The 22220-nt window shown below is 63.3% G+C and carries 23 protein-coding genes; 9 read left to right on the top strand and 14 right to left on the bottom strand.

From position 1 onward, the window contains the following. The first annotated feature begins 75 nt into the window (after nucleotides 1–75). Genes BSG17_RS02995 through BSG17_RS02985 form a run of 3 tightly spaced genes read left to right on the top strand, consistent with a single transcriptional unit; the run spans nucleotide 76 to nucleotide 4150 of the window. A complete protein-coding gene (locus BSG17_RS02995; protein ID WP_170864694.1) occupies nucleotides 76–546 on the top strand; it encodes a thioredoxin family protein in 471 nt (156 codons plus the stop codon). Next, nucleotides 543–2942, top strand: a complete 2400-nt coding sequence (ccsA, locus tag BSG17_RS02990; RefSeq protein WP_089820960.1) for a cytochrome c biogenesis protein CcsA — start codon at nucleotides 543–545, stop codon at nucleotides 2940–2942. Before BSG17_RS02995 ends, ccsA begins: the two co-directional genes overlap by 4 nt. Nucleotides 2943–2947: 5 nt before the next feature. Further along, nucleotides 2948–4150, top strand: coding sequence for a hypothetical protein (locus BSG17_RS02985; protein ID WP_089820959.1), 1203 nt, complete (start codon nucleotides 2948–2950; stop codon nucleotides 4148–4150). A 274-nt stretch (nucleotides 4151–4424) separates the two neighbouring features. Here BSG17_RS02985 and BSG17_RS02980 read toward each other — a convergent pair whose 3' ends face one another. From BSG17_RS02980 to BSG17_RS02935, 10 genes are all read right to left on the bottom strand, one after another. Next, the gene (locus BSG17_RS02980) at nucleotides 4425–5099 is read right to left on the bottom strand and encodes a heme exporter protein CcmB (protein ID WP_089820958.1); all 675 of its coding nucleotides are present in this window, start codon (nucleotides 5097–5099) and stop codon (nucleotides 4425–4427) included. Further along, entirely contained in the window at nucleotides 5096–5827 is a 732-nt protein-coding gene (ccmA, locus tag BSG17_RS02975) for a heme ABC exporter ATP-binding protein CcmA (protein ID WP_089820957.1), read from the bottom strand. The genes BSG17_RS02980 and ccmA overlap by 4 nt, the downstream gene beginning before the upstream one ends. A gap of 4 nt (nucleotides 5828–5831) precedes the next feature. Then, nucleotides 5832–6197, bottom strand: coding sequence for a cytochrome c maturation protein CcmE domain-containing protein (locus tag BSG17_RS02970; protein ID WP_089820956.1), 366 nt, complete (start codon nucleotides 6195–6197; stop codon nucleotides 5832–5834). A gap of 77 nt (nucleotides 6198–6274) precedes the next feature. Next, nucleotides 6275–6394 (bottom strand): CcmD family protein, encoded by a 120-nt coding sequence (locus tag BSG17_RS02965; protein WP_089820955.1) that lies wholly within the window; start codon nucleotides 6392–6394, stop codon nucleotides 6275–6277. A 2-nt stretch (nucleotides 6395–6396) separates the two neighbouring features. Further along, nucleotides 6397–6984: a cytochrome c biogenesis protein gene (locus BSG17_RS02960; protein WP_089821028.1), complete on the bottom strand. Its 588-nt coding sequence runs from the start codon at nucleotides 6982–6984 to the stop codon at nucleotides 6397–6399. A gap of 168 nt (nucleotides 6985–7152) precedes the next feature. Next, on the bottom strand, nucleotides 7153–7845 hold the full coding sequence (locus BSG17_RS02955) for a cytochrome c biogenesis CcdA family protein (RefSeq protein ID WP_089820954.1): 693 nt from the start codon (nucleotides 7843–7845) through the stop codon (nucleotides 7153–7155). A gap of 34 nt (nucleotides 7846–7879) precedes the next feature. Continuing rightward, the gene (locus BSG17_RS02950; protein ID WP_211609044.1) at nucleotides 7880–9217 is read right to left on the bottom strand and encodes a c-type cytochrome; all 1338 of its coding nucleotides are present in this window, start codon (nucleotides 9215–9217) and stop codon (nucleotides 7880–7882) included. Between the two features lie 145 nt (nucleotides 9218–9362). Continuing rightward, the gene (locus tag BSG17_RS02945; protein WP_394327947.1) at nucleotides 9363–11033 is read right to left on the bottom strand and encodes a cbb3-type cytochrome c oxidase subunit I; all 1671 of its coding nucleotides are present in this window, start codon (nucleotides 11031–11033) and stop codon (nucleotides 9363–9365) included. Nucleotides 11034–11464: 431 nt separating this feature from the next. Continuing rightward, nucleotides 11465–12979 (bottom strand): sodium:solute symporter family protein, encoded by a 1515-nt coding sequence (locus BSG17_RS02940; RefSeq protein WP_089821026.1) that lies wholly within the window; start codon nucleotides 12977–12979, stop codon nucleotides 11465–11467. A 10-nt stretch (nucleotides 12980–12989) separates the two neighbouring features. Continuing rightward, nucleotides 12990–13205, bottom strand: a complete 216-nt coding sequence (locus tag BSG17_RS02935) for a DUF3311 domain-containing protein (protein WP_089820952.1) — start codon at nucleotides 13203–13205, stop codon at nucleotides 12990–12992. 146 nt (nucleotides 13206–13351) lie between these two features. Here BSG17_RS02935 and BSG17_RS02930 point away from each other — a divergent pair, with 146 nt between their 5' ends. From BSG17_RS02930 to BSG17_RS02920, 3 genes are all read left to right on the top strand, one after another. Then, nucleotides 13352–14092, top strand: coding sequence for a sugar phosphate isomerase/epimerase family protein (locus tag BSG17_RS02930; RefSeq protein ID WP_089820951.1), 741 nt, complete (start codon nucleotides 13352–13354; stop codon nucleotides 14090–14092). A 124-nt stretch (nucleotides 14093–14216) separates the two neighbouring features. After that, nucleotides 14217–15803 (top strand): DNA primase DnaG, encoded by a 1587-nt coding sequence (gene dnaG / locus BSG17_RS02925; protein ID WP_089820950.1) that lies wholly within the window; start codon nucleotides 14217–14219, stop codon nucleotides 15801–15803. 206 nt (nucleotides 15804–16009) lie between these two features. Next, complete coding sequence (locus BSG17_RS02920; protein WP_089820949.1) at nucleotides 16010–17128, top strand: baeRF10 domain-containing protein; 1119 nt, start codon at nucleotides 16010–16012, stop codon at nucleotides 17126–17128. A 154-nt stretch (nucleotides 17129–17282) separates the two neighbouring features. On the opposite strand, the gene BSG17_RS02915 is transcribed toward BSG17_RS02920, so the two are convergent. Continuing rightward, a complete protein-coding gene (locus tag BSG17_RS02915) occupies nucleotides 17283–17729 on the bottom strand; it encodes a GNAT family N-acetyltransferase (RefSeq protein ID WP_089820948.1) in 447 nt (148 codons plus the stop codon). Continuing rightward, on the bottom strand, nucleotides 17726–19057 hold the full coding sequence (locus BSG17_RS02910; RefSeq protein WP_089820947.1) for a DUF92 domain-containing protein: 1332 nt from the start codon (nucleotides 19055–19057) through the stop codon (nucleotides 17726–17728). Before BSG17_RS02910 ends, BSG17_RS02915 begins: the two co-directional genes overlap by 4 nt. A gap of 78 nt (nucleotides 19058–19135) precedes the next feature. On the opposite strand from BSG17_RS02910, the gene BSG17_RS02905 reads away from it, so the two are divergent. Continuing rightward, entirely contained in the window at nucleotides 19136–19744 is a 609-nt protein-coding gene (locus BSG17_RS02905; protein ID WP_089820946.1) for an undecaprenyl diphosphate synthase family protein, read from the top strand. Between the two features lie 49 nt (nucleotides 19745–19793). Here the strand turns inward: BSG17_RS02905 and BSG17_RS02900 are convergent, their stop codons facing one another. After that, a complete protein-coding gene (locus tag BSG17_RS02900) occupies nucleotides 19794–20276 on the bottom strand; it encodes a dual specificity protein phosphatase family protein (protein ID WP_089820945.1) in 483 nt (160 codons plus the stop codon). 240 nt (nucleotides 20277–20516) lie between these two features. Here BSG17_RS02900 and BSG17_RS28200 point away from each other — a divergent pair, with 240 nt between their 5' ends. Then, nucleotides 20517–20648: a hypothetical protein gene (locus BSG17_RS28200; RefSeq protein WP_280141152.1), complete on the top strand. Its 132-nt coding sequence runs from the start codon at nucleotides 20517–20519 to the stop codon at nucleotides 20646–20648. 8 nt (nucleotides 20649–20656) lie between these two features. Here BSG17_RS28200 and uppS read toward each other — a convergent pair whose 3' ends face one another. Beyond that, nucleotides 20657–21586, bottom strand: coding sequence for a polyprenyl diphosphate synthase (gene uppS, locus BSG17_RS02895; protein WP_089820944.1), 930 nt, complete (start codon nucleotides 21584–21586; stop codon nucleotides 20657–20659). Nucleotides 21587–21813: 227 nt separating this feature from the next. Here uppS and BSG17_RS02890 point away from each other — a divergent pair, with 227 nt between their 5' ends. Beyond that, the gene (locus BSG17_RS02890; protein WP_089820943.1) at nucleotides 21814–22212 is read left to right on the top strand and encodes a DUF5778 family protein; all 399 of its coding nucleotides are present in this window, start codon (nucleotides 21814–21816) and stop codon (nucleotides 22210–22212) included. The last annotated feature ends 8 nt before the right edge of the window (nucleotides 22213–22220 follow it).

Raw genomic sequence — 22220 nt, 5'->3', positions numbered from 1 at the left:
TCTGCAAACGACCCTTTTGTCTCTCAAACCCTCATGGACAAGATTTATACGCCCATGGAATGGCAATATTCCTCAATGGAGTCCCGGAAAATTCTCACGCTTGCTTTCTTTGCTCTTGTGTTGAGCGTGGGATACTACTCGATGAATGCTGCTCCGGTACAGAGTGATCAATCGTACTCATATCATGGCGAAACCAAGTGGCAGACGAACGTGACAGCGGTACAGGAGACGGCCGCTGCAGAGGACAAGCCGGTCTTGATCTACTTCTGGACGACTTGGTGTACCTACTGTGAAGATTACAACGAGAAGGTATACTCGGATTCAACGGTACAAGACGAACTGGACGAGTTCGTCCTGCTGGCGATTAATCTCGACAGTGATCGTTCCGCTGCGACGGAACTGCGCCAGCAGTACGACGTGAGCTATCCGCCACAGCATGTCACCGTTACGGCGGACGGTGAACAGATCACCAGACTCCCGGGATACGCCCCGAAAGAAGACTTTCTAACATATCTTGAACGGTCACAACGGCAAGCAGAATCATGAACGCTGGTACAGCTCTCCTCGGTATCGCGCTGGTTAGCGGTACCGGTACGACAGTCGCGTTACTACTAGACTATCTGCGGGGAACTGATCGATACGTTCGATACGCCGAGTGGGGAATCGCGACGACGAGTCTCGCCCTCGTCGTCTCGCTCACCTACCTCACGTATCAGTTTGTCGTCACCGACTACACGAACGCGTACGTCTGGCAGAATACGGCGGACTACCTTCCGCTGCTCTACCGCGTGACTGGCGTCTATGCGGCGAATGAGGGGTCAATTCTTCTCTGGGCAGCGATTGCGAGCGTTATCTCACTGTGGGTTGCCTCGACCCGTGGCTTCGACGACCGTTCGACCAAACTCGTTCAGGCAGTTGTCGTTGGGTTCGTAACGTATCTCGCAGGGCTACTGTTCGATCAGAGTCCGTTCGCTTCAGTGTGGTCGGCTGTCGACGATATTCCAGCCGGTGTGACGCCGCAGACGGGCAGTGGGCTCAACGCGCTTCTCGTCGATCCGTTCATGGCGATCCATCCGCCGGTCATGTTCGTGAGCTACGCGTTGCTCACGATGCCGTTCGCGATCGGGGTGACACACTTCGTGTCGGCGCTACGTGGTGAAGGAGGGATCTACGACGCGTGGGAAGGGAGTATCATTCGTTGGCTCCGCGTCTCGTGGCTCTTTCTCACGACGGCGGTCGCACTCGGTGCGTTCTGGTCCTACACTGTCCTCGGCTGGGGTGGGCTCTGGGCGTGGGACCCAGTCGAGACAGCGATCCTCATCCCGTGGCTCTTTTTGACGGGAACGCTCCACGCGGTTACGAACTACCAGCCCGGGAGACGGTACACCATCCTCGCACCGGCGATGACCGCGACGACCCTCGCACAGGTCGTCTACACGACGTCGGTCGTCCGTAGTAACGTCTTCCGTAGCGTCCACTCGTTTACGTCCGGTGGTATCGGCTTCTCGCTCCTCGTTTTGATGGTGCTCACGGTGGGCTTGGCTGTCGGGCTCCCGTTTGTCTATTGGCTGCGCGTCCAAGACGACGAGAGCGATAACTCGAACATCCCTCCGTTCAGTCGGTCGACACTCCTCCACGCTGCAGTGCTCCTGTTCGGGTTGCTCACCTTTATTTCGCTCTGGGGACTTACGTTCCCGTTACTTCGAAACGCGACAACAGGTATCGAAGTGGCAGTCGAACCGCGGTACTACAACCTCTGGAGCTTTCCGGTGGTGATTGCGACGCTACTCTTGCTGGGGTTGTACATGGACTTCGACGTCGAGGGGAAACGTCGGAGTCTCGTCGCGTTCGGTATCACCGTCGTCGCGACGCTCGTGGGTGCCGCGATCGCTCCCTCGTCTGCGTGGCAGCTCGGAACGGCCCGCTCCGGTGACGCCCTCATCTACCAACTGATGACGCAGGTGAGTGCGCTCGCGATCGTGCCTCCCGTCGCGTACGTCCTCATAACGGTGACAAAACGCGGATACGCGCGGTTCACGCGAGCGACGAACAGCGACGCTCGTCGCAAGGAGGTCGGCGTCACGCTCGTTCACGTCTCCGTCGCAGTGCTTCTCTTCTCGTTGCCGTTCACCTACATGCTCGCCTCACAAGCGTCGGTCATCGCGGGTGCAGCAGGAGGTACCGCCGGGTCGACGGTGGACGTTCCCGACTCCGATTACTCCCTTCGTGTCCTCGATCAGCAGCAACGGGAACTGCCTCAGAACCCGGATCCGTCGACGTACGCCCAGTCGAGTAGCGAGGTGCTCGCCCGCGGTGAGGCGGTGAACGAGACGGTTCTCACCGTCCACGGGACGGTGACGAACGTCCGAAACGGAAACCGAGCGACGGTCGTCCAACTCGATAACTCTGGTCTCTGGCTGGGCGTCACGGGAGAGAACGTGAGTTCGTTCTCCCCGCAGGAGGGACAGACGCTCGTTGCACGCGGCGTCGTCATGCAGAACTACGTCCCGCAGACCGATGCGGTCGTGCTCACCGGTCCGACCAACGTCGGTACGCCCGCGAATCCACCTGCGAGCGTCGACCCCGCCCGTGTGCGGGTGACTACAGTCGATCTCGCAGTCTATCGTGACAGTCAGCAGGTCGTCACGGGGACTGCGGGCCAGCGTGAGTACCTAAAGCAGAGTGGCATGGAAGTCCGCGACGTCATCATCGATCGGGGTCCGATCGTCGACACGTACGTCATCGCCGGTGTCAGCGACGGTCAGGCCTCCATTACGGTCAAACGGATCCCGTTCATGACGCCCATCAGAGTAAGCGTCGTGACGCTTCTCGTCGGAATGAGCCTCATCTTGGCGTACGACCCACAGTACGGAATCGCGACCACGAGTAGACGAGACGAAACGGCAAGTCGTACAGACCTCGAACCGACCACCTCAGAGTGATACCAATGCACAAACTCAAAGCAACCACGATCGCACTGTTCTGTATCGTCGCAGTTCTGACCCTCCCAGCCCCAGTCGCCGCCGAACCCCTCTCCGGGACGGTGACAGTCGCGAACGGGACGGCGGACGGAGACCGCGTGACCATCACCCCCATCGACCAGAACTACCGGCGCACGGGCGACCCCGTCAACACGACCGTCGAAGGCACCTCCTTCTCGGTCGACGAGGTGCCGGACGCTCCGTTGTACTTCGTCCGTGTGGTCCACAACGAGAGCGCCCACTACGCGCTCGTCGACAACAGCACGGACGTCGATATTTCACTGTCGTCCAAGGTGTCCGGTCAGATCGTCGCCGAGAACGGAACGGCGATGGAGGAGACCCGCATCCAGATCGCCAGTTCCTACGGCCCCATCGTCACAGAGGATAGAACCGGCGAGAACGGGACGTTCTCCGTTGGACCGCTGAAGCCGAACTCGACGTACTACCTCCGATACGGTATCGGCGGCGTCCCGTACAACCACACGATCAAGACAGACGCCGAGGGTGACTCGTACCGCCTCGTCGCCAGCGACCCGACGAACGACACTTCGAACCTCAGCGCTTCGGGTGGGACGCCCGCCAGTCACGTCGTCCAACTCGTTGCGCCGCGAAACGGAAGTCGTCCAACTGCGGTCGAGACGCTGTCGCTCCAGAACGATGGCGATCGACCGTTCGTCGGACAGGTCGAACTGCAGCTCCCCGAGGGCGTCAACGCTAGCGGCGCCATGTATCAGGGCAAGCGAGTACCGGTCGACCAAGACGGTCGGACGGCGAAAATAAACGCGACGATTCCGCCGGGTGAGCGATCCCGCGTTGGTGTCGCGTACCCGATCGAGGACCGGACGCTCGAGCGGACTCCTCAGTACGACCCGGACGTCCTCGCGGTGAGTTTCCAGGGGTACGACTTGGCGAACGTCGAACACTCGGAGAACTTGGAACGGGGAGACTCGCCGGTCCCGATTCTGGTGATGAACAGCAGCGCCGAGAACAACGAGACGTTCACGGTCGAACTGCCGGCGAACGGAACTACACAGACCGATTCGCAGTCGGGTGAAGAGATAGAAGACGATGACGGGACCGTCCCGTTGGACGATGCGCCGGTTGTCCCGCTGCTAGTCGGTCTCGTCGGTGCAGTCGGGGGCGGCATTCTCGCCTACCGAGCGCTCTGAGCGAACCTCTCGTCGTTCGGAACCGACGCCGATCGTTTCTGTGGCAGATTCTCTGCTGCACCGACCTACCCCTCCTTCGGCCCTTGCAGCGACGGCGACGGATAGGCGGAGACGACAGCTAGCGTGGGCTCCGACGAGAGACGTCGTTTCTCAGCGTTACGACGTCGCCGTCAGCCCGATGTTGGAGACGCTTGCTTGTGCCTGCGTACCTCACTGGTACGGTAAGAGTACGGTGTCGGCCGATGTCCGCATATTATCGGTGACGTGCTGGCCGTCACCCTTCGACGATCGGCTCGAACAGGGCGATGCCAGCGAGCAAGAGAATTCCATCGTAGGCGAGGAGCAGCTTGAGCCACGACTCGGCAGGTGCTGCTCCCAAAGCAGCACGGGTCAGTTCGAGACCGCCTAGAAGAACCGGAACTACGACAGGAACGAGCAGGATGGGGAGAGTGAGCGCCGGCAAGCGCGATTGCACTGCGAGCAGTGAGAGAAGGGTGCCGACGGCGGCGAAGCCGACCGCTGTGAGGACGAACGTCACACCTACAAGTGGGAACGCTGCTGGTGGGAGTGAGAATCCGATGAACACGGAGACGAAAACGAGCGTCGCGCCCTCGATCAACAGGAGGAAGAGGGCGTTGGCGAGCGTCTTCCCAACGAAGAGGGCAGTCCGATCTGTAGGTGCTAAAAGGAGTCCTTCCAGAGCAGCGTCGGTTGTCTCGACAGTAGCGGTTCGGGTCACGAGGACGATACCAGCGAAGAGAAATGCGACCCACAATGCTGCACGTCCGACGGTACGACTCGATCCGAGATCGCGTTCGAAAGCAAAAGCGAAGACAACCGTGACAAGCATCGCGAAGACAGCCGAAAAGAAGAGACTCTGCTTGGTTCGCAACTCGAGTACCAGATCCTTCCGTACGATTTCGACGACGAGCGCTGTCCAGGCTCTCATTGGGCGTATTCGATCGCTGCCTCGTACTTCCGTTCGAGGACATTCGGGTCGTCGATCTCACGGAGGGTCACCTCTCCACAGAGTCGGCCGCGATCGAGGAAGAGTGCCCGCGTCGCATGTCGTGTCGCGACGGCGAAATCGTGGGTCGTAAGTAGTATCGTTCGATCGGTAACCGACTCGAGGATGTGTCCAAACTGCTCCGACGACCGTTTGTCCAGCCCCGAGTACGGTTCGTCGAGGAGGAGCACCTGCGGGTCGTGTAGAAGCGCCCGCGCCAGCGAGAGTCGCTTGCGGAGCCCGTGTGAGAAGTGACTCGGACGCTCGCTCGCTCGCGATCGCAGGCCAACGGCGTCGAGCAAAGACATACTCCGTTCCTCTACCGCAGCGACACGGTGAAGACGTGCGTGCAGATGAAGGTTCTCGCGAGCGGTTAGTTCGTCGTAGAGCATCGTTTCGTGCCCGCAAACACCGATCTGCTGTCGAAGAGTCGGATCACGGGTGAGGTCATGGCCGTCGAGTGAAATTTTGCCCGACGTCGGTCGTACGAGGGTCGCAATGAGTCGCAACAGAGTCGACTTCCCGGCTCCGTTAGGCCCCAACACGGCGACCACCTCTCCACGGTCGACTGCGAACTCGATGTCCTCAAGCGCGGTGAACTGTCCGAAATCCTTGTGGAGACGTCTGACCTCGAGAAAGTGGCTCTCGGCTGTCTGCTCGTCTCGGTCCATGCAATTAGTTCTCGTTCTCAGAGCCTTCGTGAGCCCGAACCGAGAGTTGGTCTGCGACGAGGTGGTCTTCTTTGACGACACCTTTCGCAACCACGATTCGACCCTCGTTCATAGCCTCCGGTATCGTTCCCTCGTAGACGACACGGACGGACGTGTTTTGATCAGTCACCTCGAATCGAAGTGTGTTCTGGTCGGTTTCGAGTTCGTCGACGACACCTTCCAATCTGACCCAATCGCCGCCAAAGTCTCCCGACTCGAGCGTCGTGGGAGAGACGAATTGGGTCGACGCGCTCATCGTCGTCGTTCCGAGGGTCGTAAGCAGAACGACGATACCGACCGCGCTTATGACGAACTTGGTCTTTCGACGCACAATTGTTGATGTAGGAGGGGCAACTTCAATATTGTTGTGTCCGGTGCATTGTCTCCACAACTAAAGCGTGGTCGTTTTTAGTTGTCCAGATCAGAGACTTTTCGTTCCAGTCTGGAGAGCCGTCGCTGTAGGCGGACGATGTAGATGAACAACGCGACGAAGATGATCGAGTACCCCGCTAGCAGAAGTGGCTCCATCGTTATCGCCTCCTTCCGCTTGCACGGTATTGTATCTTGTCTTCAATTTCGTGGATGCGGATTCGTAGTCCGAGTAAGTAGGTGTACAGGAAACTCACTGCGACCAGTGAGACGACCAGGACGAGTGGATTGATGTTTGCACTCACCTGCGGGTTCCCCAAGGTGGTCTCGTGGAACGTCGGAATCCAGAGGCGTGTCGAGACGTACGAGAGCGGCACCGTCAAGAATCCGACGACGCCGTAGACAGCAGTGTACTGTTCGTCGGCGCCTCGCTCGGTCGATGCGTAGACGACGAGATAGCCCGCGTATACGAACCACACGAGGAGAAAGGTGACGAGCCGAACGTCCGTCCACTCCCACCAGGAGTTCCAGACGACTCGCCCCCAGATACTCCCCGTAATCAAAGTAAGCGTTACGAAGAGAAAGCCGATCTCTCCAGCACTGTGGGCGATACGGTTCCAGTAGCGACCCTCGAAGCGGAGATAGAGGAGACTCCCTACAAACGTCGTCGTGAGCGCGACGGCACCCACCCACGCCATCGAAATATGCCAGTAGGCGATGAGGTTCGCCCCGTGATCGATGCCGTACATTACCTCCGACGCGACTCCGAATATAAGTCCGATGGATGTGACACCGAGCAGTAGCGTCCCCCATTTCACGGCCCTGTTCTCGGTCACGAGGCGCATGAGCCGGATTACACGTCCGAGCAGTTGTGTCGTATTCATACAGTTTTGATGGAATGATGTGGTATCGTGTGACTAAACGCCGATCGGAAGTGAGAGGTCGATTACGAACCGCATGAGTAGCTTATCGATATCGAACAGCAGCGCGACCCCTGTTACGAGCAAGACAGATCCGACGAGACGTCGTACGTTCCGTTGACTCTTCGCGAACCCAGTACGGTCGATTGCGTCCTTTCCCACGTACGCCGTCACCAGTAACGGTACTGCGAAGCCGACGCCGTAGGTGAACAGGAGGCTTCCACTCACCAACGTGTTTCCGCTGCTGCCAGCAAACGCTAATACGCCGCCGAGAATCGGCCCGACGCAGGGGAGCCAGATGACACCGAGTAACGTCCCAGTCACGAAGCCCCCCAGAAGCGAACTACCACTGTCTTCTGAGACGCTGCGGCGATCGGCTTTCGCGGCTAATCGTGACGCACGGCGTTCGTAGATTCGGTTCAGGTCATCGTCGACCAACACCGCTCCGAATACGATGAGCAGCCCAACCAACGGCAGCCGAAACGTCTCCGGCGAGATGCTCGCAATCGCTCCGACGGCGAGGCCGAGTACGGTAAACGAGAGTACACTACCGAAAACGAGGACGACGGGACGGTAGCGATGGCCCGTTCCACTCGAGACGACGGCCGGAATCAACGGGAGACAGCACGGCGATAGAATCGTCAGTACGCCCGCAGTAAAGACCGCTGCAAATCCGGGGACGCCGTTCATTCGTATCGAGGGAAAATCGAAGGTGAGATGATTCTTAACTTGCGCGCTGTGCTCGCTCGCTCTGGGTCATCGCATCGCTGATCGCACGGTGATGCTGCGGATTCTGAAGCGCCGTCGTGTTTTCGCCGGTCGAGTTTCCGGTCGAATCGTTCTCCACGGTCACGTTCCGAAGCGGCTGGTCGTACCGTTCGACGTTGTCCGGAATGTCGCCTCTCTTCAGCGGCTCTGTTCCGGTCGGAATGCCGGCGAGCACGAGCTTCTTCTTCATCGGATTCATGTCGTATCCGAGTCGCTCTTGCGTGCGGTTGTAGTACACTGCTTCCTCGGGCGGCCCCTCCGACGGCCAGTCCTGCGGTTTGCGGTCGAGGCTTGGTCGGTCGTGGCCGTTCATGTACCCGGCGATGTCCTGGACGTCGCTCCAGTCAGTCACCGTGTGTGCGTACCCGTAGGGCATCGCTTCACGGACGAACGCGGCGGAGGTGTAGATCCGGCCCATCCCGGCACCGTCGTTGAAGGACTCTGGACCCCACAACGGTGGGTATTCGCCGACCTCACCTTGACCGTCCGCACCGTGGCAGCTCGCACAGTTCTGCATGTAGAGCTCTGCTCCACGGACCGGGTTCACTTCCGGAATCGGCTTCTTGTCGTCACCTTCGGGCTTCTCGAGGCCTCTCCAGTACGGAGCACTTCCGATCGGCGTGCCCTGCCCAAGCCACTCCATGTACGCCTCCATCGCCTGCACTTCCCGGGAGTCGTACTCGGGGACACCGTCTTCCGCGTCGTCGGCGTTCATGCTCCGAAGGAAGCATCCCTGGATGCGCTGACGCATATCCCGCATCCGCTCCGTACGACCAGTCCACTCGGGATAGCCCGCAGCCGTCCCGACCAACGGAATCATGTCGATGTCCTGTCCGACCATTCCGGTGGTCGACGAGAGCGAGCCACCGCCGTGGCAGTTCGCACACGACATTCGGTCGCTGCCCGTGTTGTTGGGCATCATCGTCGAGGTGTCCGCGAACAACTGCCGCCCGTAGCGCACGAGCTCGCGCCGGTTCTCGTTCGACGGGAGCGTCGAGTTGTTCATCTGCTTCGGCTGGAACTGTACTTGATTACCAGCGTCCGGATCGCGGAACTCGAGGTCCTGACTGCGAAGATCCTCGTCGTACCACTTCGTATCGTTCCACGTCGCAGGGAGTTTTCCGGGGCCGTCTGCACCCGTCGAACCGTCACCGCTGCCCGACTGCATACTCACGGCGGGTTCGTCCCCAACTGCGGCAATGAGACCGTTCGCAGCCAAAAAGAGCACTCCGCCGATGAGGAGCGCAGAGACGACTGCGAGCGCCGGCTTCAAAACGGAACTGTCGTCACTCATACGCCAATCCCCTCCGTCGTCGTGTCGGTCGTGTTTCTTTCACACGTACTATTGTTATGCTTGTTCTCCCACCACGTGCTTAAGAGTTGCTCTTGTGCAGAGTAGTGACTACCGCCCAGTACTGCCTTCACCGGTTGATCTCCCATCATTCTCCCTCTTTCTCGCCACCGTCGGCGATCTTCGTCTGCCGTTGTTCTCGCAGCCAATGCCACTCGGCAGTCAAAAGCCCGTCTTCCTCGAGGTTCCACGGGTCGTGCGTGTCGATCTTCCGTCCCTCGAACCACGAGATGACGAAGTTGTAAACCCAGACACCGCCACCGAGAAGCAAGAACAACGAACCGACTGTCGTAATTTGGTGAAGCGTTGCGAACTGTGGCAGATAGCTCGCGAAGCGACGAGGCATGCCGCCGTAACCCAGCAGGATCATCGCGAAGAACGTGACGTTCGTCCCGATCATCCAGAGCCAGAAGTGCCACTTGCCGAGTCTGCGCTGGTACATCCGTCCCGTAACCAAGGGGAACCAGTAATACAGGCCAGCGAACGCAGCGAAACCGATGGCACCCATGACGATGTAGTGGAAGTGACCGACGACGTAGTAGGTGTCGTGGAGGATGAGGTCGATCGGGATCGACGCGAGGAAGATGCCGGTGACGCCGCCGATGATGAAGTTCGAGACGAAGCCGATACAGAACAGCATCGGTGTGGTGAGTCGGATGCGGCCGTTCCACATCGTCGTGATCCAGTTGAACGTCTTCACCGCGGAGGGAATCGCGATCGCTAGCGACACCGCCATGAACGACGCGCGGAGTCGCGGGTCGATGCCGGTCGCGAACATGTGGTGGGCCCAGACGCCGAACGAGAGCACACCGATGGCGAGCGTCGAGTAGACGACGAACTTGAACCCGAACAGCCGCCGCCCGGAGAACCGCGGCAGCACGTAGCTGACGATCCCCATCGGCGGCAGCACGAGGATGTACACCTCGGGGTGGCCGAAGAACCAGAACAGATGTTGCCAGAGGATGGCACCGCCCTCGCCCGTGTAGAACGCGGTTCCGAGGTTGCGGTCGAGCAGCAGCATGACCATCGCACTACCTAAGAAGGGGAAGGCGAAGAGGATGAGCCCCGACTGGGTGAGGATCGTCCACGAGAAGATGTCGAGGTTGGCCCAGGTGACCTCCTCGGCGCGTTCGGTGAAGATAGTCACGATGAAGTTGATCGCCCCCATCGTCGCCGAGACGCCAGTCAGGTGGAGACCAAGCAGCATCAGGTCGACACCTGCGTTCGTCTGCATGCTGCCTGACTCGATCCCTAACGATAGCGGCGTGTACATCGTCCAAGCAGTCTGCGCTGGGATGATTCCCTGAATCGGGAAGAAGCCGGCCCAAATGAGAAGTGCGCCGGGCGGGAGCAACCAGAAGGCGATAGCGTTGATGCGCGGGAACGCCATATCGTCGGCTCCGATAATGAGTGGAACGAAGTAGTTCGAGAACGCCGCGAGGATCGGCGTCCCGAAGAGGAACAACATCGTGATACCGTGGCTCGTCAGCAGCGAGTTGTAGAAGGCGGGAGAAATAAGCGACATCTCGGGGTCGAAAAGCTCCAATCGCATCACGATGACCATGAGCCCACCGACCACAAACGCCGTCGTCCCGTAGACACCGTACAGTATCCCGATATCCTTGTGATCCACTGTCGTTATCCACCTGATCCATCCTACCGGCTTCTCCCTGTGGACGGTAGGCTCGGCGTGTTCACCACCATCACTCAGGAGTTGCCGTCCGGAACTGCCCTGTTTCCGCGAGTACTGGTAGCTCACCCAGATTGTCGCCACCAGAAGCACAGTACCGAGAATTGGTATGACTTGTTCGCGTAATCCCATAACCTTGTATCCAGTGTTGGGATAAAGAAAGTTTGGGGGTATATTGTGTAGATCGTTGCAGAGCGTGGATTGATGCGAGAGGATCTGACGCGCGTATTCGTTGCGTAACTAATCGCTCGGAGCCTCGATAAGACGTCTACGAGTACGGATCGGCGTCGGAGGATCGTCACTCGAGGCTACCGAATCCGAGTTTGTACGCCCGTATGCATTTGTATTGACGTTGGCGTCCATTTGCACGCCGCAGCCGGCGGTACGATCAGTTCTACGAACAGACAGTATCGGTCATTTGCAGCTGTAGTTGTTAACAGCAATGCACAAACTGCCCAACTACATGAACACCCTTCGGAACGTCGATCGCGACGCTTCGGTTAGTCGGCCCGCAGTCCGTCGGTGAACCGGGCGGCGTTCTCGTCGGCCGTCGGCGACGTCACCGCCGAGACGCCGACCGTGAGCACGAGGCCGATGAGCATCCCGTAGAGCGCGAAGTCCCACCCGAGGTAGGTCGTCGGCAGCGGGCCGAAGACGTGTCCGAGGTAGAACGCCTGACTGCCGACGAGGCCGGCGACCATCCCGTTTCGGTTCGTCTGCGGCCAGTAGAGCGCGACGATCACGGGCAACGCGAGCTGTGCGTAGCCGCCGAACGCCGTGTCGCCCACCTCGACGAGCGTCCCCGGGCGGAAGAGGCTGGCAACGAACGCGACGACGGCGAAGCCGACGACACCGGCGCGGGCGACCCATCCCTCGCGTTGGCTGCTGGCGTCGGGAGCGACGAGCGGGCGGTAGAGGTCGCGCGTCAGGTACGACGACCCCGAGAGGAGCATCGAGTCCGAGGAGGACATCATCGCGGCCATCGCGCCGGCGACGACGAGCGCCGCGAACCAGACGGGCGTGTACTCGTTGAGGAGCGCTGGGACGACGTTTCCACCCTCGGGAACTGTCACGCCGAGCCCCTTCGCCCACGACCCGAGCATGAACGCCGGGACGAAGAGGAGGACGACGAGCACGGGCCACAGCGTGAACGACCGCTTCAGCACGCGCTCTGAGTCCGCGACGAAGAACCGCTGGTTGATCTGCGGGAACATCGCCACGCCGAAGGCGATTGTGACGGCCGTCGACAGCATCCACTTCGCCGAGTAGAGGCCGCCGCCGCCGAGCGTCAGGAGGTCGAAACTCCCTTCTCCGCCGCCGAGTGCGAGGAACTCGGGGTTCGTCTCGGCGAGGGCACTGGTCGCCGCCTCGGGACCGCCGACGGAGACGAGCACCCACGCGACGGCCGCCCACGTCACCGTGAGCATGAACAGTCCCTGAATCGTGTCGGTCCACGCGACGCCGCGGAGTCCCGCGAGCACGACGTAGACAATCATGAATACGGTGATGAGCGCCGCGCCCGCCCAGTAGGGGACGACGCCGTTCGTGAGGCCGACGAGCGCCTCGCCGGCCCCCATCTGCTGGAGCATCACGTAGGGGAACAGCCAGAACAGCGAGATGCCGGCGACGAGCGCTCTGAGTCCGGTGGACCCGAAGCGGTCGCCCAGCATCTCGCCGAGGGTGACGTACCCGTGCGTGCGGCCGACGAGCCACTGTCTGTAGCCGACGACGTACCAGAGGATGGCGAAGAGGATCCCGTCCATGAGCCCCATGACGAGGATCCACTCGGGACCGGCGGTGAACGCGAGGTCGGGGCCACCGAAGAAGGTGAACGCCGACAGCAGGGTCGCGAACGTCGTAAAGAGGAGAACGACCGTCCCCATCGACCGGCCGGCCAGATAGTAATCTTCGGCTTCACGACTCGTCACGCGGTAGGCGAGGAGGCCGACCGCGAGCGCGACGACGAGGTAGACGGCGATGACGGCCAGTTGGACGCCGAGATCGTCCGACTGCAGCGGGACGAACTCAGCCACGAGTGACCCCCGCCAGCAGCTGCCAGCCGGACCGGGTGAAGGCGTAGAACGCAACGGTCGCGGCACCCATCCAGCCGATATGCCACCACAGCCACAGCGGGAGACCGGCGACGACCCGCGAGTCCCCCCACAGGAACCACGGGATGGCCAGCGCCACCAGTACGGCGAAGACGGACGTCCAGAGGATCTTCCTCCACTTCCGGTTCATACGTGGCGCGTAACCCACACAGCTACCTAAGTATTACTCATATCTCAACCGAGTCCACCTTTGAAGAACTATTTTCTTCACAGTGACGGGGCGGAGAGGGTCGTCGTGCCACGGAAGCTATGACGACGCGCCTGTGTGTCTCCACTATGCAGACGGCGATCCAACTCTACTCGCTTCGCGCGCTCGACGAGTCTGTCACACAACTCCTCGAACACGTCGCGGAGACGCGACTCGACGGCGTCGAGTTCGCCGGAGCGGGCGGCGAACCGCCGGGGGAGATCCGCGAGACCGTCGATCAGGAGGGGCTGGGCGTCGCGGGTGCGCACGTCCCCGTCGAAGCCGTCGAATCGGATCTCCCCGCGGAGGCCAGCAACTGTCAACTGCTCGGGAGCGACAGGCTCGTGATCCCCATCCTCGACGAGTCGAAGTTCGCCGACCCCGCGGCCGTCGCCGACACGGCGGACGCGCTCTCGGAGTTCGCCGAGTCGCTCGCACCGTACGAACTCCAACTGTGTTACCACAACCACGAACTGGAGTTCGCCGAGGTCGACAACCGCTTCGCCTTCGAGCAGTTGGTCGAGACGACCGAGGGCGTGGCGTTCGAACTCGACGTCGGGTGGGCGTACGCGGCGGGTGCCGACCCCGTCGACCTGCTCGACCGCTACGCCGAGCAGATCTCGGTCGTCCACCTCAAAGACGTCGCCGTCGATCCCGAGGCCGACCGCGGCGGGCGGCCCGTCGACCTCGGGGCTGGCGACGTTCCGCTCCGAGAGTGTGCGGCCGCAGCACGCGAGGCCGGCGTCGAGTGGGCCGTCTTCGAACACGACGATCCCGACGATCCGGCGGCGTTTCTGCAACGCGCCGACGAGTGGGCTGCCGACGTCTGAAGTCGCCGACGGCGGCGGGCTCTCGTCAGTACGATAGCTATTTCCCTCGTGGAGAGCGTATATAAGACGAGTGGGCCACGCCCACGAGACTATCACCATCATCACCCCACGGAGGGGATATCATATGGACGACACAGCCAAATACCTCATCCACGCAGCCATCACGGCAGACGGCGTCGTCGAGCGGAGCGACGTCGTCGGCGCCATCTTCGGGCAGACCGAAGGGTTGCTCGGCGACGACCTGGACCTCCGCGACCTCCAACAGTCGTCGAAAGTCGGCCGCATCGACGTACAGATACAGAGCGAGAACGGGCAGTCCTACGGCGAGGTGACCATCGCCAGTAGCCTCGACAAAGTCGAGACCTCTATCCTCGCCGCCTCCCTGGAGACCATCTCCCGGGTTGGACCGTGCAAGGCCACCGTCGAGGTGACCGACATCGAGGACGTCCGCGCCGCGAAACGTCGCGACGTCGTCGAGCGGGCCAAAGAGCTTCTCGCCGGCTCCTTCGACGACAGCGTCATGACGAGTCGCGAGATCCTCGAGGAGGTCCGGGAGTCCGTCCGCGTCGAGGACATCACCGAGTACGACGGCTATCCGGCCGGGCCGAACGTCGAGACGTCCGACGCAATCATCGTCGTCGAGGGCCGTGCGGACGTGCTGACGCTGCTCCGCTACGGCATCAAGAACGCCATCGCCGTCGAGGGGACGAACGTCCCCGAGAGCGTCGCGGCGTTGACCCAGGACCGCAACGTCACCGCCTTCCTGGACGGCGACCGTGGCGGCGAACTCATCCTGCGGGAACTGGCACAGGTGGGGCACGTCGACCACGTCGCGTTCGCCCCGCGCGGCCGCTCGGTCGAGGACCTCGCCCGTCGCGAGGTGATGTCGTCACTTCGGGACAAGGTCCCCTACGAGACGTACCAGAGTGGCCCGACCAGCCAGCCGGCCGTGACGGCCACAGACGGGAGCACGACTCCCGCTCCGGAGGACCCCGCGGACCCTCGACCGGAGCCGTCGGCGACGACTGAGTCGCCGGTGGCTCCCGCTTCGGACGACGATCCCGAAGACGAGACCGAGGAGACTGCGCCAGTCGAACCGGATGTCGAACGCGAGAACAGCGAACGCGAGGGCGCCGAGTCGACGGATTCGACGGCAACCGTGACGCCGACGGCCGACGCGGCGACCGACGTCGCTCCCGAGACGAGCGACCCGAGCGGGACGGACGAGAGCGACGTCGCCCCCGACGTGACCGCGAACGGCGAGACAAGCGGGACGAAGGAGACTGCAGAGCGCGATGACGTCGACACGTCGGGCGAATCGGTCGAAACTCCCGAGTCGACTGAGTCCCCCGAGACGAGCGATTCTCCCGAAACGACCGCGACGAGCGACAGCAACGACGCGACGGAGCCGACGCCCTCGATCCACGAACACGTCCGGCAGATCATCGAGTCCGGGTCGGCGAGCGTCCGCCTCCTCGACGACTCGCTCGTGACGCTCGACGAACTGGCTGCGAACGACGCCTTCGACGCCGTCGCCGACGCGGACACCGTCCCCTACGCGCTGGTGGTGGACGACGAGGTGACGCAACGACTCGTCGACGTCTCCGCTCAGCGGGGCGTTGAACACATCGTCGGCCGCTCGGCCGGCGAGTTCGTGAAGAAGCCGGTAGACGTCCGGGTGCGGACGGGAGACCAGCTGTTGAGCAGCTGAGTCACCGGTTCGCGACCGTCTTTTGCTCGGAGAACGCCGTCAGAGAACCCGGACAGCAGCAGGTCTCGCCGGTCGGGTCGGGCACGCTTCCCGACCCGTGAGGAGCCTCAGTCGCGGCTGGCGATAAGGTATTTCCATCAGCCGACGGTAGCTAGGACCCCCTCACTCGACGACCGCCGGAGGGACTCAGTTGGAGATCTTGTCACATGTCTACCGGAGATACCCTGTCAGATGAAATCGAGACGATATCGGACGCAGAAGCCGACGGCGAGCAACTCGTCACGGTCGCGATTCCCGCCGACGAGTCGCTCGAAGCGATGCGTGGTCGCGTCGAAGAAGACCACGCCGAGGCCGAGTACCTGAACGACCGAGAGGAGGTTCGGAAGCCGCTCAAACAGGCGCTGGAGGAGACGCGACGGATCCTCCACGACTACGACGAGACCCCCGAGAACGGCCTCGTGGCGTACGTCGGTACCGTCGAAGGCGACCTCGTCACGAAGGTGTTCGACGACCTGCCGGACCCGGTCACAGAAGCCACCTACGGCTACGCCAACGAGTTCGACACCACGCCGCTCGAACCCACCACGAGCGGGACGGAGACGTACGGGTTGGTCGTCGTCGCCCGGGAGAGCGCCGTGGTCGGACGCTACGACGGAGAGACCATCGAGCAGATCGAGACCGTCGAGAGCGACGTCCCGAGCAAGCAGGCGGCCGAAGGCGGGAAGGAGGACCGATTCGAGGGTCGAAGCCAGGAGCGAAAGGCGGAGTTCTTCGAAACGGTCGGTGACGTGCTCTCACGGACGTTCCTCGAGGCGGAGCACGGCGAGAGCGAGACCGACGCACCCGCCCACGACGACGTCTCGATCGCGGGACTGGTGCTCGGTGGGAGCGAGGTCATCGTCGAGGAGTTCCGGAAGGGAGATCACCTCCCCGACCGTCTCGCCGACGTCACCGTCGGGTCGTTCTCCGTGGAGTACGGCAGCGAAGCCGGCCTCCGACGGCTCGTCGACGCCGCCGAGGAGGCGGACGCGCTCGACACCACCGACGCACGTGCGGCGCTCGATCGGTTCCTCGACGCGCTCGCCGCCGACGACGAGTCGGCCGTCGGTGGCCGTGACGACGTCGACGAGGCGTTGGAGTACGGTGCCGTCGAGACGCTGTTGCTCTCCGAGTCGCTGCCCGCCGAAGACGCACAGACGCTCCGAGCGCGGGCCGAAGAGAAGGAAGCGACGTGCGTCGTCGTCCCGGAGGCGCTCGACCGCGCCGAACGCTTACAGGCAGGCTTCGACGGCGTCGGTGCCGTTCTCCGGTTCGACGTCGAGTAGCGGAGCGAGACAGAGCAGCACCGCTCTCCGAGCGGACAGCGAGCCCCGAAAACTGAGCGCCGAGAGTGCGGCCACGACTCCTCGGTCGAGAGACCCCGGTTCCGGCGAGTCGCAGCCCTCCTTCTCGAACGTTTTCGACGCCTTATCGTCCCTATCAGAGCGGCGACGCCGACGTCACGAACCACAGCGCCGGGTCGCCCTCGAAGTAGTCCTCGCGGCGTTCGACCGCCTCGAACCCGTAGTCGCGGTAGAACGCCCGTGCGCCCTCGTTGTCGGGAGCGACGGCCAGCGTGATCTCGTCGCCGTCGCCAAGCGAGTCACACACCGCATCGAGCAACGCCGAGGCGTGTCCCTCGCGTCGGTGGTCCTCGGCGACGACGAGTTCGGCTACGTGGACGCCGTCGCCGGAGACGGGGAGGACGTAGCCGACGACCGCACCGTCGGCCGTCGAAACGAGAACGTCGCCGACGGCGAGCCCGTAGTCCAGCAGGTCGGGGCTCCGTCTCGGGAGGAGCGATTGTAGGCGACTCAGTCTGGTGCCGTCGGTCGGCCGGGCGCGGCGGACGCGTGGTCCGCGCTCGCGCGGCGTCTCGGCCGTCATAGCAACACCACCGCCAGACCGGCGCTCACGAGCGCGCCGGCGAGCGTCGCGAGGAAGTTCACGGCCTGGTTGCCGATTCGGTCGCCCTCGACGGTCGCGCCGAGGAGGCTGTCGACGGTCATCCCGCCGACGCCGCCGAGGACGATGACCGCCGCGCCGACGACGGGGTCGCCGAGGTCGAGCAACGCGACGGCGATGGCCGCGACGAGCGCCGCGCCGGCGACACCGGCGAGTTCGCCCTGCCAAGTGACGCCGCCGTCGGTCCCCGGCGGGACGCGCTCGAACGTCGTGATGAGTCGCGGCTCGTCGTAGAGACCGCCGATCTCGCTGGAGAGCGTGTCGCTCATCGCGGCGGCGAGCGACCCGGTGAACGCGAACAGGAAGAGCGACGACGGCATCGAGAGCGTCGAACTCGCGGCGAATCCGATCACCGCGAAGAGCGCGACGGCGGCGTTACCGAGGACGTTCCCGCTCCCGCGAGCGCCGTCGTTGTCTTCGGCGACGCCGCGGTCGAGTTTGTCGTCGTACTTGAACTTCGCCGAGAGGCCGCCGACGGCGAAGAAGGAGATGAGCACGGCGAACCAGCCGACGCCGCCGAGGACGATGGTGAGGAGTCCGAGAAGGACGCCGGTGACCATCCCTGTCACCGAGGCGGTCCCGAGTGCGTAGGCGACGTAGCCGAGGAGGATGGTGACGGCGAGACCGACGACGATTCCGACGGTGGCGATGTCGAGCACGAGTTGGGTGAAGAACCACAACAGGAGGCCGACGGAGAGCATCACGAGCGGGTCGTCGCGCTCGTAGAGCACCGACCGGAGGAGCGCGGCGACGAGCGCACCGGTGGCGGCGAGGAAACTCGCTGTGGGGAGGTCGACCGCCGCGCCCGTCACTGTCTGGACCGCGAACTGGCCGAGCGTCCCCGCGAGGAAGCCGACGACGGTGAACCCGGTGACGGCGGCGAACGGATCGCTCCAGCGTTGGGCGACCAGTTTCTCGCCGACGTTGCCGTAGGCGAGGATGAGCACCGCGGCGACGAAGACGCTCGTCGGCATCGCCTGCCGCGGCGGCACCGCCAACTGTGGCGCGGTCGCCAAGAGGGCGAGTCCCGTCGCCGCGAGTGTGAAGCCGGCGAGGCCGTTGAGTCTGCCGTCCTGGTGGTCGCCGGGGCGGGCGAACAGCTCGAACATCGGCCCGTCGTCGACGACGAAGGCGGCGAGGACCGCGATGACGGCGAAGGGGACGGCGGCCGCAGCACCGAGTGCAGGGGCCGCGAGCGACAGCGTCCCCACGGCAGCGAACCCCCCGGCACGCCGGAGTGTCGAAGTCACACCTCCCGGTATCTCCGACGCGCACTTAACCCTCCCGACACGGAAGGGGTTTAACGGTCCCGCCGCGTTGCCTCGCGTGTGGGACTCTACGACGCCTACCTCTCGATGCGCTACCGTCGCAGTCCGGCGGACCCGCCCGCACACGTCGCCGTCGTCATCACGGAGCGAGACCTGCTGGAGCAGGGCGCGTACGACACGCTCGAGGCGTTTCTGGGCTGGGCGTTCGAGTACGGGGCCGAGCGGGTCACGGTCTCGGTGAGCGTCCTCGACGAAGCCGTCGTGCCGACGCTCGAACGCGAACTCCGCGAGATCGAGACGCCGAAACCGGTCGCCGTCCGCGGCCCCGGCGACACCGAGCGCGCCGACGAACCCATCCAGGTGAGCATCGGCCTCGGCGGGAAACACGAGTTCGCCGAGGCGGTCCGGTCGCTGGCCGAGGAGGTCGAAGCCGGACGGCTGGAACCGGAAGACGTCGACGAGACCGACGTCGAACAACGGCTGGTCTTCCCGGACGAACCGGACCTCGTCATCAAGACCGGTGCCGAACGGCTCTCGGACTTCATGATCTGGCAGTCGGTCTACTCGGAGTTGTACTTCACCGACGTCAACTGGCGTGACTTCCGCAAGCGCGACTACCTCCGCGCCGTGTTGGACTATCAGGACCGCCAGCGGCGGTTCGGCCGGTAGGCCGACGCACGTAACTCCACGACGTAGGCGGAACGACGCTGACGAGACGCTATCCCTGCGCGGCGAGATAGACCGCAGCCAACTCCCGAAGCGCCGGATGCGGAACCGCCGCCGGTCGCGTCCGCTGGACGAGTGCGAGCGCCGTCTGGAACGTCCGACGCTCCTCGGCGGCGAGCGCCGTCGCGACGACGGTGCTGCTCCGCGAGACGCCCGCTCTGCAATGGACGAGGAGCGACCCATCTCGACCGAGCAGTTCGCGAGCGGTGTCGACGGCCGCCGCGAACGCCGACCAGTCGACGCCGGGACCGTCGACGAGCGGGCGGTGATGCGTCGTCAGCGGATGCGACTCCGAGGAGACCGAGAGGACGAACGCGAACGACCGGTCGTGCATCGTCGAGTCGGCGGCCGATGCGTTGCCGACGAACAGCTCCCGGCCGTCGACGCGCCGGACGACCGGCTCGGTCTCGACGTAGCCGAACGGTCGGAGGAAGCGTATCGAAGGCCCCTCTTCCGGTGGGTCGGTTGCAGTCACGGTTGGTCGGTCTTCTCTCCGCCGTCGACAAAGAACCGTCGGCGAAGTGTCGTCGCCGCTGGCGAACAGTCGTCGTCACTCCGGCGAAGTGCCGTCGTCACCGCCGACCCGTCGTCGATCGAAACAACGGTCTGCAACGGTCGGAACGCTCGTCGACCTTTTTGTGAGTGTGTGTCGAGTGAACACAGTACGAGGTCGGCGACTCGGCGACGAGTGCGACGCCGACCGGGAGATCGAGCCATGCAATGTCAAGAGTGCGGTCAGGTCGGCGACTGGATCGGCGAGACGAGCGAGTGGACCGCAGTCGGGGGGTCGACACGCTCGCTGTTCGAGTGTGAGAACTGCGGCAACACGCAGTACACGAACGGCTGATATCGGCCTCAGTCCGCTGACTCGGCGTTCTGCCGTTCGAGTTCCGCGGAGAGTTCCTCGGCACCCCGGTTCGACAGCTGGTCGCGGAGTCTCGTGCCGACGGCGAGCGCCTCCTCGAGTTCGACGCCAGCGACGGCGCGGACGAGGGCGACGGCGCGTTCGGTTCTCGTTCGTTGCCACGACGCCTCGCGCGACTCGTAGGTGCGGATGCCCCGCAGGAAGTCGACCTTCGAGAACTCCGGCCAGTAGGGTGCACAGAAGTAGACGGCCGCCTCGTTGCCGTTGGCGTGCCAGGGCAGGAAGTTCGACGTCCGCTCGTCGCCGCCGGTCCGGATGATGAGGTCGACGTCGCGGACGGGTTGGCGGTAGAGTCGTCGCTCGACCTCGGCGTCGTCGACGTCGTCGAGCGCGAGGTCGCCCGACTGGACCGCCGTGACGACGTCGCGAGCGGCGCGGAGCAGTTCGTTCCGGCCACCGTAGGCGAGCGCGATGTTCAGGCGGAACTGCTCGTAGTGGCCGGTCCGCTCCTCGGCGTAGTCGACGGCGTCCGTGACCCGCTCCGGGAGGCGGTCGATGTCGCCGATGGCGCGGACGCAGACGCCGTTGTCGTGGACGCGTTCGGCGTCGGCAAACTCGTAGAGCTTGTTCTCGATGAGGTCGAACAGCGGTTCGAGTTCGTGTTCCGGGCGGTTGAAGTTCTCCGTCGAGAAGGCGTAGAGCGTGAGCTCCTCGATGCCTAGCTCCTCACACCAGTCGAGCACCTGCTCCGTCGTCTGCGCACCGGCGCGGTGACCGTCGGGCGCGTCGTCGCCGCGGTCGCGCGCGTAGCGGCGGTTGCCGTCCTGAATGATCGCGACGTGCGTCGGGCCGTCGTCGACTTCGCGGCGGAGCAGTCGCTCGTAGGCACGGTCGACTCCCTCTCGGACCCTCGTACGCATGGCTTGTCTGTGGCTGTGACCGCCAGCCCCTATACGTGTTGTCATCGACCCGAGAGGGTCGGCTTCTGTCTCGCTTTCCCGTGAGACGGCAGAGCACGTTTCCGCCCTAATCCGACGCGAGGAGCGTCGAGAGACGACCGATTGGAGCTCTCGCCGCAGACGGACGCCGTCGCGTCGGCGGCGACGAACCGCCACCCGTATATCCCTGTGCCGACGACATCGGAAGCATGAGCGACGTTCTCGACGAGGACCTCTATCAGCGCACCCTCGCGCTGCTCGAACCGGGCGACATCGAACTGGTCGGAATCATCGTCCACACCGACCTCGGTGGGCAGGAAGATCTGGAGATGCACGAACTCACCGTCGAACTGAACGACGTCATCTCCGAGCACGCCGGCAAGGGCGAGACGTACATCTACGCGGGCAACGACAGCACCGACTTCGCCTCGAACCAGTTCCACGGCCTCACGCTCGAGGACGACGAGTTCGTCTGGGAGTGCCAACAGCTGCTCCGCGAGGGGACGTTCGACCTCGTGTTCTACTACGAGGCGACGGCCGACCAGGACGCCATCGTCGCGGCCGTCGAGGAGGCCGACCACGTCGATCGCGTGACGCCGGTACCGTAGGTCCGCTT

Origin of the sequence: Halogranum amylolyticum, from assembly GCF_900110465.1 — an archaeon.
Lineage (GTDB): Archaea > Halobacteriota > Halobacteria > Halobacteriales > Haloferacaceae > Halogranum > Halogranum amylolyticum.
The sequence above is the reverse complement of the archived record's forward strand: the minus strand, read 5'-3'. Positions and strand labels throughout refer to the sequence as shown.